At 68.0% G+C, this 14827-nt stretch carries 20 protein-coding genes and 2 tRNA genes; 7 read left to right on the forward strand and 15 right to left on the reverse strand.

The window, feature by feature from the left end:
• Positions 1 to 308, reverse strand: a 308-nt coding sequence (locus G531_RS19310; RefSeq protein WP_035756560.1) for a hypothetical protein, incomplete at its 3' end; no start/stop codon positions are given.
• Positions 309 to 374: 66 nt separating this feature from the next.
• On the opposite strand from G531_RS19310, the gene G531_RS19315 reads away from it, so the two are divergent.
• Positions 375 to 1001, forward strand: a complete 627-nt coding sequence (locus G531_RS19315; RefSeq protein ID WP_035756563.1) for a GNAT family N-acetyltransferase — start codon at positions 375 to 377, stop codon at positions 999 to 1001.
• Between the two features lie 15 nt (positions 1002 to 1016).
• Here the strand turns inward: G531_RS19315 and G531_RS0100015 are convergent, their stop codons facing one another.
• A complete protein-coding gene (locus tag G531_RS0100015) occupies positions 1017 to 1481 on the reverse strand; it encodes a lipocalin-like domain-containing protein (protein ID WP_026925674.1) in 465 nt (154 codons plus the stop codon).
• 170 nt (positions 1482 to 1651) lie between these two features.
• Between G531_RS0100015 and G531_RS0100020 the strand changes: the two genes are divergently transcribed.
• Positions 1652 to 2476: a hypothetical protein gene (locus tag G531_RS0100020; RefSeq protein ID WP_026925675.1), complete on the forward strand. Its 825-nt coding sequence runs from the start codon at positions 1652 to 1654 to the stop codon at positions 2474 to 2476.
• A gap of 18 nt (positions 2477 to 2494) precedes the next feature.
• Here G531_RS0100020 and G531_RS0100025 read toward each other — a convergent pair whose 3' ends face one another.
• The 3 genes from G531_RS0100025 to G531_RS0100035 form a co-directional block, all read right to left on the reverse strand.
• Complete coding sequence (locus G531_RS0100025; protein WP_026925676.1) at positions 2495 to 2776, reverse strand: DUF1540 domain-containing protein; 282 nt, start codon at positions 2774 to 2776, stop codon at positions 2495 to 2497.
• Positions 2777 to 2864: 88 nt separating this feature from the next.
• A complete protein-coding gene (locus tag G531_RS0100030) occupies positions 2865 to 4214 on the reverse strand; it encodes an ABC transporter ATP-binding protein (RefSeq protein WP_026925677.1) in 1350 nt (449 codons plus the stop codon).
• A gap of 41 nt (positions 4215 to 4255) precedes the next feature.
• Positions 4256 to 6004 (reverse strand): ABC transporter permease, encoded by a 1749-nt coding sequence (locus G531_RS0100035; RefSeq protein WP_026925678.1) that lies wholly within the window; start codon positions 6002 to 6004, stop codon positions 4256 to 4258.
• Positions 6005 to 6172: 168 nt separating this feature from the next.
• Here G531_RS0100035 and G531_RS0100040 point away from each other — a divergent pair, with 168 nt between their 5' ends.
• Complete coding sequence (locus G531_RS0100040) at positions 6173 to 6562, forward strand: ArsR/SmtB family transcription factor (RefSeq protein ID WP_026925679.1); 390 nt, start codon at positions 6173 to 6175, stop codon at positions 6560 to 6562.
• 103 nt (positions 6563 to 6665) lie between these two features.
• Here G531_RS0100040 and G531_RS0100045 read toward each other — a convergent pair.
• The 3 genes from G531_RS0100045 to G531_RS19320 form a co-directional block, all read right to left on the reverse strand.
• Positions 6666 to 6738 (reverse strand) — tRNA-Lys (locus G531_RS0100045).
• A gap of 162 nt (positions 6739 to 6900) precedes the next feature.
• On the reverse strand, positions 6901 to 7197 hold the full coding sequence (locus G531_RS0100050) for a GroES family chaperonin (protein WP_051214870.1): 297 nt from the start codon (positions 7195 to 7197) through the stop codon (positions 6901 to 6903).
• A 35-nt stretch (positions 7198 to 7232) separates the two neighbouring features.
• Positions 7233 to 7541 (reverse strand): DUF3618 domain-containing protein, encoded by a 309-nt coding sequence (locus G531_RS19320; protein WP_035756568.1) that lies wholly within the window; start codon positions 7539 to 7541, stop codon positions 7233 to 7235.
• A 69-nt stretch (positions 7542 to 7610) separates the two neighbouring features.
• Between G531_RS19320 and bcp the strand changes: the two genes are divergently transcribed.
• Both bcp and G531_RS0100065 read left to right on the forward strand, forming a co-directional pair.
• Complete coding sequence (gene bcp, locus G531_RS0100060) at positions 7611 to 8090, forward strand: thioredoxin-dependent thiol peroxidase (protein ID WP_026925681.1); 480 nt, start codon at positions 7611 to 7613, stop codon at positions 8088 to 8090.
• A 51-nt stretch (positions 8091 to 8141) separates the two neighbouring features.
• Positions 8142 to 8223 (forward strand) — tRNA-Leu (locus tag G531_RS0100065).
• Between the two features lie 19 nt (positions 8224 to 8242).
• On the opposite strand, the gene G531_RS19325 is transcribed toward G531_RS0100065, so the two are convergent.
• On the reverse strand, positions 8243 to 8677 hold the full coding sequence (locus G531_RS19325) for a MarR family winged helix-turn-helix transcriptional regulator (protein ID WP_051214810.1): 435 nt from the start codon (positions 8675 to 8677) through the stop codon (positions 8243 to 8245).
• Positions 8678 to 8714: 37 nt separating this feature from the next.
• Here G531_RS19325 and G531_RS19330 point away from each other — a divergent pair, with 37 nt between their 5' ends.
• Together G531_RS19330 and G531_RS24165 are read left to right on the forward strand one after the other, a co-directional pair.
• Positions 8715 to 9953 carry a multidrug effflux MFS transporter gene (locus G531_RS19330; RefSeq protein WP_035756571.1) on the forward strand — a complete coding sequence of 413 codons (1239 nt, stop codon included), beginning with the start codon at positions 8715 to 8717 and terminating at the stop codon, positions 9951 to 9953.
• Between the two features lie 100 nt (positions 9954 to 10053).
• Complete coding sequence (locus G531_RS24165; protein WP_026925682.1) at positions 10054 to 10584, forward strand: GNAT family N-acetyltransferase; 531 nt, start codon at positions 10054 to 10056, stop codon at positions 10582 to 10584.
• Position 10585: 1 nt separating this feature from the next.
• Here the strand turns inward: G531_RS24165 and G531_RS0100085 are convergent, their stop codons facing one another.
• Genes G531_RS0100085 through murI form a run of 6 tightly spaced genes read right to left on the reverse strand, consistent with a single transcriptional unit; the run spans position 10586 to position 14822 of the window.
• Complete coding sequence (locus G531_RS0100085; protein ID WP_035756573.1) at positions 10586 to 11086, reverse strand: dihydrofolate reductase; 501 nt, start codon at positions 11084 to 11086, stop codon at positions 10586 to 10588.
• Entirely contained in the window at positions 11083 to 11877 is a 795-nt protein-coding gene (locus tag G531_RS0100090) for a thymidylate synthase (RefSeq protein ID WP_026925684.1), read from the reverse strand. The genes G531_RS0100085 and G531_RS0100090 overlap by 4 nt, the downstream gene beginning before the upstream one ends.
• A gap of 9 nt (positions 11878 to 11886) precedes the next feature.
• Positions 11887 to 12495, reverse strand: a complete 609-nt coding sequence (gene rdgB / locus G531_RS0100095; RefSeq protein WP_026925685.1) for an RdgB/HAM1 family non-canonical purine NTP pyrophosphatase — start codon at positions 12493 to 12495, stop codon at positions 11887 to 11889.
• Positions 12492 to 13217, reverse strand: a complete 726-nt coding sequence (gene rph, locus G531_RS0100100; RefSeq protein WP_026925686.1) for a ribonuclease PH — start codon at positions 13215 to 13217, stop codon at positions 12492 to 12494. The genes rdgB and rph overlap by 4 nt, the downstream gene beginning before the upstream one ends.
• A gap of 11 nt (positions 13218 to 13228) precedes the next feature.
• Entirely contained in the window at positions 13229 to 13975 is a 747-nt protein-coding gene (locus tag G531_RS0100105) for an MBL fold metallo-hydrolase (protein WP_026925687.1), read from the reverse strand.
• Between the two features lie 7 nt (positions 13976 to 13982).
• Positions 13983 to 14822, reverse strand: coding sequence for a glutamate racemase (gene murI / locus G531_RS0100110; protein ID WP_026925688.1), 840 nt, complete (start codon positions 14820 to 14822; stop codon positions 13983 to 13985).
• Between the last annotated feature and the right edge of the window lie 5 nt (positions 14823 to 14827).

The raw sequence follows: 14827 nt of genomic DNA on the forward strand, positions 1-14827 counted from the left end.
AACAACGGGTGGCGGTGCCGCAGGTTCAGGGTTTCAGCGATCAACGTGCCGGCGGTCTTGTCGCTGACCTGGAGAATCCCCGCGACTTCCAGGGACAGGAACGCGCCCAGGGCGGGGGTGCCATCGGCGCCGTAGACCATGGTCTCTTCACACCCCGCCACAATCACCGAGTCATCGACCCGATACCGATCACACATCGCGGCCACCGCGATCAGCTTCGCGACCTCGATCGCGCTCTCCTGCTCATGAACATGCCGCAGCGCCGCCGCGGCCTCGGCGTACCCAGGTGGAGCTGTTATCGAACCCATGTTCCCATTCAAACCGACCCCACCGACAAAAATCACACATCGGCCCCACCGTGGCACTATTTCCGCATGCCAGAGCCCCGAATCCCGGCCGCCGAACCCCTCGCGGGTCGCTACGTACGCCTCGAACCGCTGACCGAAGCCAACATCGCCGAACTCGGCCCGGTGCTCGCCCGGCCCGAGACTTTCGCCGGCGGCTGGGCCGGCGGACCGGCGGCCACCCGGACCGACCCCGCGGAGTTCACCGAACTACTGCGGGGCTACGCCCTGAGCCAGGAGCGCCCCTGGCTGGTTCGCCTGCCCGACGGCCGACCGGTCGGCACATCCACCCTGAGCGAGTTCGACCCCGTCGCCGAGCGCCTCCACCTGGGCTGGACCGCGTACGCCCGCGAGGTCTGGGGCACCGTCGTCAACGCCGAGACCAAGCTGCTGTTGCTGGGAATGGCGTTCGACCACGGCTGGGGCCGGGTGAAGCTGCAGTCCGACGTACTCAACACCCGCTCGCGGGCCGCGATCGCGGGCCTCGGGGCGACCTTCGAGGGGATCACGCGCCGGGACAAACGCCGCGCGGACGGTACCTGGCGCGACGCCGCGGTGTATTCCGTCATCATCGACGACTGGCCCCGGGTCCGCTCCGGGTTGACGCAGCGCGTGTCCGCCTGGGACCCCTCCCGGCCGCTGTGGCAGCCCCGCTGAGCGATCGCCTGCGATTCAGTTCGGCTCGGCCCGGCGCCACACCAGCTTCGACTGGACCACCTTGCCGCGGGAAATGAGTGAGTCGACCGATCCCAGCCGCAGCAGGTCGCCGTCGATCTCGACCAGGCGCTGCTGAGTCTGCCCGACCCAGTTCGGGAACAGCGAGATGAACATGCTGTGGTGCAGCGTCCCGGCCTCCTCGTCGACCCGATACGGACCCGTGTAGGCCATATAAGTGGTGGCTTCGGCCCGGAACTCCGCATCCGTGGCGGAGAACCACTCCCCCGAGGCAAACTGCGGCCGATCCGGCAGCGAGATCTGCGCGGACATGTAGCCATCGGGGGTGTACATGATGATGCCGTGCGGATCGGATCCGAGCGGCTCGAAGGGCTCCGATCCATCCTCGGGCAGATCCTGCCACGAGACGAGCTTCCAGGCCCCGATCAACCGCTCCCGCAACCCTGCCTCGGACGATCCCATTCGCACTCCCTCAGTTCTTGAGATTAGGTAAGCCTAAGCTATCCTTCTCTGGTGAGTTCGCGTGACCGAAACCTCAGCGGCAATGTTCCGCCACGCGGGATTAACGATTTGGTCACAGCCGCCGCGAACTTTAACCTAGTCCAATCCATTCAGAGTTGAAAGGACCCCTCGTGGTCGGATTCTCCAGTGACCCCCAGGGCGACGACCTCACCCCGCCGGCCCAGTTGGCCGCACGCCTGCTGCAGGGCGCCGGCCGTGCCGTTGTGCATGCCTATGCCGAGCCCGCGGCCCCCGCGCTCAGTGTCCTCGCGCATGATCGCACCCCGGACGGGCGGATCCTGGTCGCCCTGCATCTGCCGGCGGACCTGACCACGATCCTCGGATCACAGTGGCACGCGCTCGCGGTGCGCCTGCACGTGGAGAAGCTGGCGGAGTTGCCGAGCGTACGGATCCAGACCGCCGACGTGCACGCCCTCGGTACGCTGCGCACCCTCGATCCCGCCGCGGAGCTTGCGGAGTTGAACTGGGAGTTCGACCTGGCCCTGGGCAGCGATCAGGTCGTGCTGGCGGAGTTGACCGTCGAGCGGCTGCTGCTGCACGGACCGAGCGGGGTCTCCCGGCTGGATCCGGCGACCCTGCCGACGCAGCGGATCTTCCCCTCGGCGTGGGAGTCGCTGGACGCGATCGACGCGGTGATGGTCGCCGGCGAGGGCGTCCTGACCAAGCTGGCCGAAGGGGTGACCCTGGGGATCGTCGCCGGGGAGATCCTGAACGAGGCCCCGGCCGGACCGCACAGCGCGCTGCACGCCGGACACACCTACCCCGTCGACGTGACCGCCGATTCGGTGACGGTCCTCCACGTCGGCGAGCACACGCTGCGGACGATCGCCATCGAGTTCCCCGAGCCGGTCAGCAGCGCCGCCGAGGTGGCCCTGGCCGTCGACTTCCTGCGTACCCACGAGGTCACGCCGTACGCCTGGGCACCCGAGGCGTGACCACGCGGCCCCGGACTGTCAGCCGATTTCGTAGTTGAGGCAGTCCGCGGTGTCGGCCCCCACACTGATGGCTTCCAGTCCGCACATCAGATCGTCGTTGTGGGTGCACTCGATGCGCTGGCACGCACCGACCTTGCCCCCGGCGACCGGCAGGCCGCCCCGGGCATCCAGGGTGATGAAGGTGCTGCAGGAAGCACGATCCTGATTTCCACCGATGGTGACGGCGAACGCCGTACAGCCGTCGGAGTTGAAAGCACATGCAGTCGTCGCACACGAGGTGACGGTGGCCGGCGCGTTCATCATGATTCCTCCTGAGGAGTTTCCGGTACGCCTGACCATCCAGCCTACGCGTCGAACCCCCACCTGAGGGAAGCCTCACCTCCCCGGGTCAGCTCTCGGCGTCGCCGTCCATCAGCGTCGGGATGAGCGAGGCGGCGACTTCGGACAGGACCAGTTCGCCGGGGTTGGCGTCGTAGTCGAACAGTTCGCCGTAGCGCCCCCAGTCAATGGCGATGTCGAGTTGCTTCTCGGTGTCCTCGGCGTTGTACCCGCGGCGCAGCAGATCGCGGAAGAAGTCGTCGCGCAGGGCGCCGTCCTCGCTGTTCTCCAACGCCTTGACGATGGTCTTCACCAGCGGAGCGTGTTCCACGGCGAGAGTTGCGAACATTTCCTTGGAGCGCTGGATGTCGGCGGTGTACCACGCGCGTCCGACGTCAGTGAGGAACGCCTGCGCCCCTTCCACCTCGAGCAGCCCCAGCATCCGTGCGGCGTCGACCAGCGGCAGCAGATCGTCCACCTCGAAGGAGAGTTCGTCGGCGAGGTCGGGGAGGTCTGCCTGGCCGCCGTGGGCGTACACGATTTCCACCAGACCGGCGAGCCCGCCGACGCTGGCGTCCGGCAGCGGATGGGTCAAGGGCCCGGGGGCGGCGGCCCGCGCGGCGGCCGACTTCTCATCGCGGCCGGTGAGGATGGCATAGAGCCGGTCCACGGCCGTCTCGAAGGTAGGGCTGCGCCGGTCCCTCGGGCGCGGCAGCAGGATCGGCACCTCGGCCATGATGTGGCCGGGATTGGACCCGAGCACCAGCACCCGATCGGCGAGCAGCACGGCCTCCTCGATGTTGTGGGTGACGATGCAGATGCACTTGGTCGGGAAGCCGGGGGTGGACCACAGGGAGATGAGTTCGTTACGCAGGTTCTCGCTGGTCAGGACATCCAGGGCGGAGAAGGGCTCGTCCATCATCAGCACGTCGGGCTGGAGCACCAGGGCACGGGCGAAGCCGACGCGCTGACGCATCCCGCCGGAGAGTTCCCGGGGATAGGCGGTCTCGAAACCGTCGAGGCCGATCTGGTCGATTGCCTCCAGTGCGCGCCGGTGGCGTTCCTGCTCGGGTACGCCGGCCGCCCGCAGGCCGAGCTCGACATTGTCCTGAACGGTCAGCCAGGGCATCAGCGCGAAGGACTGGAACACCATCGCCGCGCCCGGATTGGCACCGTTGAGGACCTTGCCGCGGTAGCGGACCTCGCCGGTGGTCGGGGCGATGAGACCGGCGAAGGTACGCAGCAGCGTGGATTTGCCGGAGCCCGACTTGCCCAGCAAGGCCACCACCTCCCCCTCGTGGAGCGTCACCGACACGTCGTCGAGGACGTGCAGGGTCGAGCCATCGGCGGAAGGGAAAGACTTGCTGATGTGCTCGGCCTCGATCAGTGCGGTGCGCGTGGTGGCAACGGTCGCGGTCATGACGGTTCACGTCCTCTCATCAATGGATGTGGTCAGGATGCTCAGGTGAGCGAGAAGCGGCGTTCGGCATAGCTGTAGAGCCGGCGCCAGAAGAAGCGGTTCAGCCCGACGACGAAGATGCTCATCACGGTCACCCCGACCAGCGTCTTGGCGAAGTCGCCCTCGGCGGTGGATTGGGCGATGTAGGCGCCGAGGCCGGATGCGGTGAGGGTGGTGTCTCCGTAGGAGACGACCTCCGCGACGATCGAGGCGTTCCAGGCGCCGCCGGCTGCGGTGATGCCGCCGGTGACCCAGGAGGCGAAGATCGCCGGGCCGTACAGGTAGCGCCACTTCTGCCGGCGGTTCAGGCGCAGGTTGGTCGCGGCCTCGCGCAGGTCGTTCGGGATGGCGGACGCCCCGGCGATGACGTTGAACAGGATGTACCACTGGGCACCCAGGGCCATCAGGAAGATGCCGCCGATGTTCAGGCTGATCCCGGTCGCGATGAGCGCCATGGTGATGAACGGGAACAGGAAGTTCGCCGGAAAGGATGCCAAGACCTGAACGATCGGTTGAGCGAACCGGGTCACCTTCGGGCTCAACCCGATCCAGACGCCGATCGGCACCCAGATCGCGGTGCTGACAATGAGCAGGACCACGACGCGGGCGAAGGTGATGAGCCCGAGACCGGCAGCGACGCCGAACTGAGCCAGGCCGGTGTGGTCGGAGATGTAGCCGAGCATGCGCGCCAGACCGAGGGCGATCAGCGCCAACACGATGACCAGGAAGGCAATATCCCCGGCCCGCCGGCGGGCCTGATTGACCCGCAGTGGCCGGTCGGCGCGACCGAGCGGCCGGGTCGCCCAGTCCAGTCCGGCACCGACCGGGCGCAGTACGCGGGCGACCATGGCCGGGACGACCGAGCGACGGACCAGGTCGAGGACGACGCTGTGCTGCTGCTCGACGGCTTCGGTGTCCCCGGTACGGAACCGCTCCGCCCAGGCGGTGAGGGGACGCCAGAAGACAAAGTTGACACCCACGACCATGACGATCATCACGAGGATCGCCAGCAGCAGCCGGCCGATCTCCTGTTGCCGGGAAGCCGCGGCAACGTAGGCGCCGATTCCCGGCAGCGCGTACACGTGGTTGTTGACCGAGATGACCTCGGAGGCGATCAGGAAGAACCAGCCGCCGCCGAAGCTCATCATCCCGTTCCAGATCAGGGGGATCATCCCGTTGGGCACATCGAGCTGCCAGAAGCGCTGCCATTTCGTCAGCCGCAGCAGTCGGGCTGCCTCGTCCAGGTCTCGTGGCTGGGTGATCAGCGACTGGTAGAACGCGAAGGTCATGTTCCAGGCCTGGCTGGTGAAGATCGCGAACACGCTCGCGCACTCCACGCCGAGTTCGGTGCCGGGGAACAGCGTCAGCCAGATCGACAGCGTGATGGACAGGAAGCCGAGAATGGGCACGGACTGCAGCACGTCCAGCAGCGGCAGGAGGATCTTCTCCGCTCGCCGCAGTCGGGCGGCAGCGGTGGCGTAGATGAAGGTGAAGATCGTCGAGACGGCGAGTGCGGCGAACATGCGGAGCAGGGAACGCGCGGCGTAGTACGGCAGGTTGGCCGGGTCGGTCGAGACCGTCGAGGGAGCCGAGACCCGGTTGAAGGGCTCGCTGATCCCGTGGGAGAGCTGGATCAGCAGCCAGAAGATCACGGCAACGGCGACCAGCACGATCGCGTCGGCGGCGAAGTGGCTGCGGGCGCGCAGCGAGGCGTCGTGGTTGGTGAAGGTTCCCGGGCGCAGTGAAGCCATCACGGTCTCCTCGTGGTCGCGACGAAAGCCGCGCAGGTAACCTCAGTCCCTCGGCGCGGCAGCGGGTGAGCCGTTCACCTCCTCAGCTCGCGGGGTGATGGCCGGCAAAGTTGAGACTAGCGACATTCAAACGCTTGCGCAAACATCAGATTATTGGATGATGGAGACATGGAACCGAACCCGGAGCACCGAACCGTCACCGAACCTCAGCTTGCCGCCGCAGCCGCGACCTTCCAGATGCTCTCGGCTCCAAACCGGCTCCACCTCGTGTGGCTCCTGGCCTCCGGGGAGTACGACGTGTCCACGCTCGCGGAACTGTCGGGGACGAATGTGCCGGCGGCCAGTCAACACCTGGCGAAGTTGCGTGCGGCCGGGATCGTCACGGCCCGGCGAGAAGGGCGCCGGCAGCTCTACCGGGTGGAGGACCCGCACATTTTGTCGGTGATCGACCACATGTTCTCGCACATTGCACCCGATGGGACCCTGGCCGGGTCGGCGGATCTGCGCCGGCCGCCGCGGCTGCCTCGGTTCGATCCGGCCGTCGAGGTGGGTCGGTAGGGGCGGGGTCGGCGTACGCGTGCCGGAAACGGGAACAGGCCGCCGATCATCTCGACGGCCTGTTCCCAGACGTGTGCAGCAAGGCGCAAACCGTTGCTATCAGTACACCGCCAGGGACTCGAACCCTGAACCCGCTGATTAAGAGTCAGCTGCTCTGCCAGTTGAGCTAGCGGTGCGCGCGAGAGAAAACATTACCCATCTCTGCGCCGGCTGGCAAATCGAGCTCCCCCGGACGGCTTCCCGTCCGCGCGATATCTCGCATTTGCCAACTCAACGAATCATACCGGAGTGGCCCACGCGGACCGAATCGGGACCACCCCGGCTCGGTCCGCGCGGCACTACAGGTAGAGGCCGGTATGCCCCTCGGACAGCCGTTCGGCCGCCACCGCGTGCAGGTCACGCTCCCGCAGCAGGACATAGTCCTTGCCGCGCACTTCCACCTCGGCCTTCTCGGTCGGGTCGTACAGGACCCGGTCGCCCTCGGTGACCGTACGCACGTTCGCGCCCACGGCGATCACCTTGGCCCAGGCCAACCGCTTGCCGATCGCCACCGTCGCCGGGATCACGATCCCGCCGCCGGAGCGACGCTCGCCGCTCTCCCCCTCGGTGGACACCAGCACGCGGTCGTGCAGCATCCGGATCGGCAGCGAGTCGTCGCCCACGGCATCGCTCACGCCGAACCCTTCTTGCCGCCGCCGACGATGGCGCGCAGCACCAGCACCAGGGTGACCACACTGGCGATGGCGCCGCCGATCATCGCGATTCGATCCATCCGCAGGCCGTCCGGCCCGACGAACTGGGCCTTCGCATTGTCGAATTCGGTCTGCGCGAAGGACTTCGCGTCGGCCATGGCCTGCCGTTTCAGGTTCTGTGGGTGCACCTGATCGACCAGATCCTGAACGTTCGCTGCCAGACGCGCCCGGGTCGCCGCGACGTCCGCCTCGATCTGTGCCTTACTGCGAGTGCTGTTGTCAGCCACAGGTCCTCCCAAACCACACGGTCGTCCATCGCGACCCTCGACTGCGGCTCAGCCTATAGGATTCCCGTCATGACTGAACGCCTCTCCGCCGGTGACCCGGCCCCTGCTTTCGAGCTGACCGATGCCGACGGGAACCAGGTGAAGCTGAGCGATTACGCCGGCCGGCGTGTCGTGGTCTACTTCTACCCCGCCGCGATGACCCCCGGGTGCACCACCCAGGCGATCGATTTCACCGCCTCGATCGGCGAGTTCGGCGCTGCCGGCCTGGACATCATCGGCATCTCCCCCGACGCCCCCGAGAAGCTGGCCCGCTTCCGGGACAAGCAGAACATCGCCTTCCCGCTGCTGTCCGACCCGGAGAAGCAGACCCTGCGGGCGTACGGCGCCTTCGGGGAGAAGAAGCTGTACGGCAAGGTCGTCGAGGGAGTCATCCGCTCCACCTTCGTCGTCGACGTGGCCGCCGACGGCACCGGCACCATCGAGGTTGCCCAGTACAACGTCAAGGCCACCGGGCACGTCAACCGGCTGCGCCGCGATCTGGGCTTCTGAACGCCCTGCGGGCCGGTCCCACGGCGGGCCCTACACTGGTTCCGCTACTCGGCCGAAGTGGTGGAATTGGTAGACACGCAGGATTTAGGTTCCTGTGCGCTTGCGCGTGAGGGTTCGAGTCCCTTCTTCGGCACAACACCGGCCGCTGCGGCCTAGTCTCGATCCAGGATCTGTTTGCAGGCCGCAACCAGCCGCTCGAGTTCGGCATTGGTGAGGTCGATCGGCGCGAGGATGTCCGCCATTTCTCGGCGAATCCGCCGCAGTGCCGACCCGGCGGCCTCGGAATGGTAGACGTGCACGATCCGGCCATCGGTGGCATCGGGTTCCCGACGAATCAGATCCCGCTCCTCCAGCGAGCGCAACGCAGCGCTGGTATTGCTCGTCCGCAGCCCCAAACGTTCGCCGATCTGTTTCGGCGTACTCCCCGGCGACTCCTGCAGCAACCGCAGGATCAACGTGTCCTGCGGCGACAGTTCCGACCGCACCCGGTCGGCATGGAAGCCACGCTCACTGAGCCGGCGCGACACGCCCATCATTGCGACTGCGGCATCGGCCACCAGTCGCTCCCGGGTCTCCTCATCACTCATAGTTCCTATCCTACATTAGCTATGCTACGGTAGCTATATGTCTATAGCTAAAGTCGCGACGGCCGAGCCTGCCGCCAATACGACCACCTCCGGATCGACGAAATTCACCCCTCTCGCCCTCCTTACCCTGGGCCTGCTCACCCTCGGCCTCCCGCTGGCGACCGACCTGTACCTGCCCACCTTCCCCGCCATGATGACCGACCTGTCGACCTCGGCCAGTGCCGTCCAACTGTCGCTGTCGGCCTTCCTGGTCGGTGCCGCCGTCGGCCAATTGGTGTTCGGCCCGTTGTCCGACCGCGTCGGCCGGCGTGGGCCGCTGTTGATCGGCCTGACCCTCTATGTCGTGTTCGGCGTCGCGGCCACCTTCGCCACGAGCGCCACCATGTTGATCGTGCTCCGCGTCCTGCAGGGTCTCAGTGGCGCTGCCGCGTCGGTGCTTTCCCGCACCATCGTCACTGATCGACTCAGCGGCCTGGCTGCCACCCGCACGCTGAACGTGCTGATGGCGATGGCTGGAATCGCGCCGGCGATCGCGCCGGTGCTGGGCGGCCTGCTCGCCCCCTCCATCGGCTGGCGGGGGCTGCTGGCGGTGGTGGCCGGCATCGGCCTGGTCACCCTGATCCTGACCGTGGTGACCCTGCCGGAGAGCCTCCCCGCCGAGGCCCGCGGCCGATCCGCAGCCAGTGCGGACAGTGGCTGGAAGGCACTGGCGAACCGGGGCTTCCTCACCCACACCGTGATCCACGCGGTGTCCTTCGGATCACTGCTGGCCTACATCGCCGCCTCCCCGTTCATCTACCAGACCCTGATCGGGTTGTCCGAGATCGCGTACGCCCTCACCTTCGGCCTGAATGCCCTCGGCATGCTGGGCTGCACCCTCCTCGCGTCCCGCCTGGCCGGCAGCGTCGGCCCCGCGAAGCTGATGCGCGTGGGCATCGGGATCCACGTCCTGGCAGCCATCGCCTTCACCGTGATCGCCTTCAGCGGCCTCCCGCCGGTTGCGCTGGTGATCCCGCTGTTCATCGGCATCTCCGCGCTCGGTCTGGTCCTCGGCAACAGCACCGCCCTGGCGATGGCCTCGGTGACCTCCGGCAGCGGCCTGGCATCGGCGGTACTCGGCACCGTGCAGTTCACCGTGGGCGGGCTGACCAGCGCCCTGGTCGGCCTCGGCGGCGAAGGTTCGGCCTGGCCTCTGGGCATCATCATGACCGCGTGCGGAGCGATCGCCGTCGCGATGGCGCTGCTTGCGCAACACAATCGCAAGAAGCAGGCCTGAACGGGGCCTGAACCCCTCCTGGCCATTCGTGGAGCGGGTGCGGACGGCGGCCCCGGATGCGATACCTTGAGCCCGATCAGTACTCGCGAAAGGAGTGGCGATGAAAATCGTCAAGACCCGGGATGCAGACGTTGCGAAGCGGGCCGCAGAGATCTGGGCGCTGGCGACGACCAAGCGTGATGCCGAAGTCGCCGACATCGACCAGGTCGAACTGTCTCAGGCCGCACCGCTCATCCAGCGCGTCCTCGACGATTCTGATCGCTCCTTCCTGGTCGCCCTCACGGTGACCGAGGAGGACAGCGACTACGCCGAGGAGTCGGAGAATCCGACCCTGGCCTTCATGGCGCTGTCCCCGAGCCAGGAGGAGGGCGCCCCGGCGACCCGCGCCGAACTGCGCTTCATGGGTGTCGCCCCGGGGCACTGGGGCGAGGGCTGGGCGCGCCGGATGCTGGTCGCGCTGCCCGACATGCTCCGCGAGAGCGGCTTCACCGAAGCCGTCCTGTGGGTGCACGCCGACAACATCCGCGCCATCTGGGTCTACGAGGCACTCGGCTGGGTCGCTACCCGCCGCAACCGGCCCAACCCGACCGACCGGCGCATCGAGGGCGAATACCGCCTCGACCTGAGCTGAGTCAGGCCTCCGCGGCCGTACGCCGGTAGGTCACCCAGGAGAAGCCCACGCGCTGCTCCCGGGCGACCTCCTGCCAGTACGCCGGATCGATCCGGGGGAAATACACATCCCCGGGCACCGCCAGGTCCACCTCGGTGATCTCCAACCACGTCGTCCGCGCCCACGCGGCCGCGTAGATCTCTCCTCCGCCGAACACCCACACGTCCCGGCCGGTCGCCACGGCCGCATCCAGTGCCGCGTCCACCGAGGCGAACGTGCGTACGCCCGCCGCCGACCAGTCCGGGTTCCGGGTGACCACGTACGACTCCCGGCCCGGCAACGGACGTCCGATCGACTCGTAGTTCTTGCGGCCCATCACCAGCACCCCACCCATCGTGAGCTGCTTCAGCCGCGCAAAATCCTCCCGATTGCGCCACACCAGGTCGCCGTCGGCGCCGATCACCCCGTTCCGGGTGACCGCCGCGATCGCCCTGATCTCCGGCCGGCCGGCCGTCCCGGTCATACCGCGATCGGGGCCTTGATCCCCGGCCAGGGGTCGTAGTTCAGCACCTCGAAGTCACCCAGTTCGAAGGCGTCGATATCGCGTCGTGCCGGATTCAGCCGCAACTGCGGCAGCGGCCGCGGGGTGCGGGTCCGCTGGATCTCCACCTGCTCGAGGTGATTCAGGTAGATGTGGGCGTCCCCCAGGGTGTGCACGAACTCCCCCGGCTGCAGGTCGGTCACCTGCGCCACCATGTGGATCAGTGCCGCGTAGGAGGCGATGTTGAACGGCACCCCGAGGAAGATGTCGGCCGAGCGCTGGTACATCTGACAGCTCAACCGCCCCTCGGCCACGTAGAACTGGAAGAACGCGTGACACGGCGGCAACGCCATCTCGCCCAGTTCGCCGACGTTCCAGGCCGACACGATGTGCCGCCGGGAGTCGGGGTTGTTGCGGATCGACTCGGTCACCTGCTTGATCTGGTCCACCGACCCGCCGTCCGGGGTGGGCCAGGAGCGCCACTGAACCCCGTAGATCGGCCCGAGTTCACCGTCGGCATCGGCCCACTCGTCCCAGATCGAGATCTTGTTCTCATGCAGGTACGCCAGGTTCGACTCCCCGCGCAGGAACCACAGCAACTCCCCGAAGATCGAGCGGGTGTGCAGCTTCTTGGTGGTCAGCAACGGGAACCCGTCGGCCAGATCGAACCGCATCTGATGCCCGAACACCGACAGGGTTCCGGTGCCGGTGCGGTCATCCTTGCGTACGCCCTCGGCGAGCACTCGCTCGATCAGCTCCAGATATTGCTGCATGCCTCTCCCCTACGCCGGGCCCGCGCCCAGCAACTCCACGATCTGCGGGACCATCGCCCGCACCGCCTTGCCCCGGTGGCTGATCGCATCCTTGGCCGCCGGAGCCAGTACGCCGTTGCTCACGGCCTGCCCGTCGGCGACAAAGATCGGATCGTACCCGAACCCCTGGCTCCCGCTCGGCTGCGCCGCGATCCGACCCGGCATGACGCCCTCGGTGACCCGCTCGGTCCCATCCGGCAGCACCAGCGCCAGCGCACACCGGAACGTGGCCTGCCGCTGCTCGGTCGGCACATCGGCCAACTGCCGCAGCAGCAGCTCGTTGTTCGCCTCGTCGTTGGCCTGCGGACCGGCCCAGCGCGCGGAGCGGACGCCGGGCATCTGGTTCAGGATCTCCACGCACAGGCCCGAGTCGTCGGCGACCGCGGGCAGCCCGGTCCGGGCGACCGCCTCACGGGCCTTGAGCAGCGCGTTGTCGATGAAGGTGCGTCCGGTTTCGGCGGGCTCCGGATAGGGCGCCACATCGGCCAGCGCCAGCACGTCGATGCCGTGCCCGGCCAGCACCCGGCGCAGCTCGGTCAGCTTCTTGGCATTGTTGGTCGCGGCGAGCAGCCGGGTCATTCGGCGATCCCCAGCACTTCGCGCTGCTTGGCGGCGAGTTCGGTGCAGCCCTGCACACCCAGGTCGAGCAGCTGATTGAGCAGGTCCCGGTCGAAGGGTTCGCCCTCGGCGGTGCCCTGGATCTCGATGAAGCTGCCCGAGCCGGCGGTGACGATGTTCATGTCGGTGTCGGCGACGGAGTCCTCGCTGTAGGCCAGATCGAGCAGCGGCGTACCGCCGACCAGGCCGACCGAGATCGCCTGCACCGAATCCTTCAGCGGCTCCCCGGCCAGCAGGTTCTGTTCGCGCAGGTAGCTCACCGCATCGTGCAGGGCCACGTAGGCACCGGTGATCGCGGCGGTCCGGGTGCCGCCGTCGGCCTGCAGCACGTCGCAGTCGAGCAAGATCGTGTTCTCCCCCAGCGCCTGGTAGTCCAGCACCGCCCGCAGGCTGCGGCCGATCAGCCGGGAGATCTCATGGGTCCGGCCGCCGATCCGCCCCTTGACCGATTCCCGGTCCGACCGGGTGTTGGTGGCCCGCGGCAGCATCGCGTACTCGGCGGTCACCCAGCCCAGCCCGGAGCCCTTGCGCCAGCGCGGCACCCCTTCGGTGACCGAGGCGGCGACCAGGACGCGGGTCGCGCCGAACTCGATCAGACAGGAGCCCTCGGCGTGGTCCAGCCAGTTCCTGGTGATGGTCACCGGTCGCAGTTGATCGTTGCTTCGTCCATCGACACGCGTCATGGTCGCCAAGCCTAGGCGATATCGATCCGCAGCCCGGGCCGGGCCAACTGCTGGGGCCCGGCGAAATGCGGGGCGGCCTCGGCGGCCTGCGCCTGCGGATCCTGCCACAGCGGAATATGGGTCAGCACCAGTTGCCCGGCACCGGCGGCGGCAGCGTGTTCGGCGGCCTGGCGCGCCGACAGGTGGATCCCGGCCGGCAGGTCCTCGGCATGGGTGAAGGAGGCCTCGGCCAGCAGCAGATCGGTTCCGTGGGCCAGGTCGACCAGGGCGGTGCTCGGCCCGGTGTCCCCGGAGTAGGTCAGCGAGTGTCCGGCCGCCTCGACCCGGATCGCGTACGCCTCGGCGGAGTGCGGCACCGCGGCGGTGCGGACGGTGAACGGGCCGATCTGCTGCGACCCCGCCCAGGTCCGGAACTCACAGCGCCACGGCGACTGCCCGCCCGGCTCCGGTTCGTACGCCCGGGCGAGCCGCTCCGCGGTCCCGGCCGGGCCGTACACCGGCACCACCGGCCACGGCGCGGTCGGCGAATACTGCGCCCCGACATTCCAGGCACACAGGTCCAGGCAGTGATCCGGATGCAGATGCGACAGCGCGATCGCATCCACCAGGGTCGGGTCGGCCCAGCGGTGCAGCGCCCCGAAGGCGCCGGGACCGAAATCCAGCAGCAGCCCGAAGCCGTCGTGACGCACCAGATAGCTACTGGCCGCCGATTCCGGCCCGCAGGCCGAGCCGCTGCAGCCGAGTACAAGCAGTTCCATCGCCGGCTCAGTCCTTCCACGCCGGGTTCAGCGCCGAGAACTGCTCGACATCGGCGACCAGGCCCCCGATCAGCCGGCGGCCCAGCCGCTCGAAGCGCTCGGGGTTGCCGGTGGTGAAGAACCGATGCCGGGATTCCCGCGGACCGGGGTGCAGCAGATTCAGCCGGGTCAGCCGGGCGTAGGTGGCCTTGGCGCACTCATCGGCCGAACTCACCAGGGTCACCGTGTCGCCGAGCACGTAGGAGATCACGCCGGTCAGCAGCGGGTAGTGCGTACAGCCGAGGATGAGGGTGTCGATGTTGTCGTCCTGCAGCGGGGCCAGGTAGTCCTGGGCGACCGCGAGCAGGTCCGGCCCGCCGGTGATGCCGGCCTCCACGTACTCGACGAACTCCGGGCAGGCCTGGGTGTGCAGGGTGATCTGCGGGTTCGCCACGAACGCGTCGTCGTAGGCGCGGGAGTTCGCGGTCGCCTCGGTGCAGATGACGCCGACCTGGCCGCCCCGGGTCGCCGAGGCGGTCCGCCGGGCGGCCGGCAGGATCACGTCGACCACCGGCACCGAGTAGCGTTCGCGGGCGTCCCGCAGCACCGCGGAGGAGGCGGAGTTGCAGGCGATCACCAGCGCCTTCACCCCCTGCGCGGCCAGGTAGTCCAGGCACTCCAGGGCGTACTCGCGGACCGAGGCCAGCGGAAGTTCCCCGTAGGGGGCGCGGGCGGAATCACCCAGATAGATGATGTCCTCGTTCGGCATCTGGTCGACCACGGCCCGGGCCACGGTGAGCCCACCGAAACCGGAATCGAAGATCCCGATCGGGGCGTCGGCATTCGGATTGCGCGAGGAAAACGTCACCGGCG

Origin of the sequence: Granulicoccus phenolivorans DSM 17626 = NBRC 107789 = JCM 15570 (assembly GCF_000423085.1) — a bacterium.
GTDB lineage: Bacteria > Actinomycetota > Actinomycetes > Propionibacteriales > Propionibacteriaceae > Granulicoccus > Granulicoccus phenolivorans.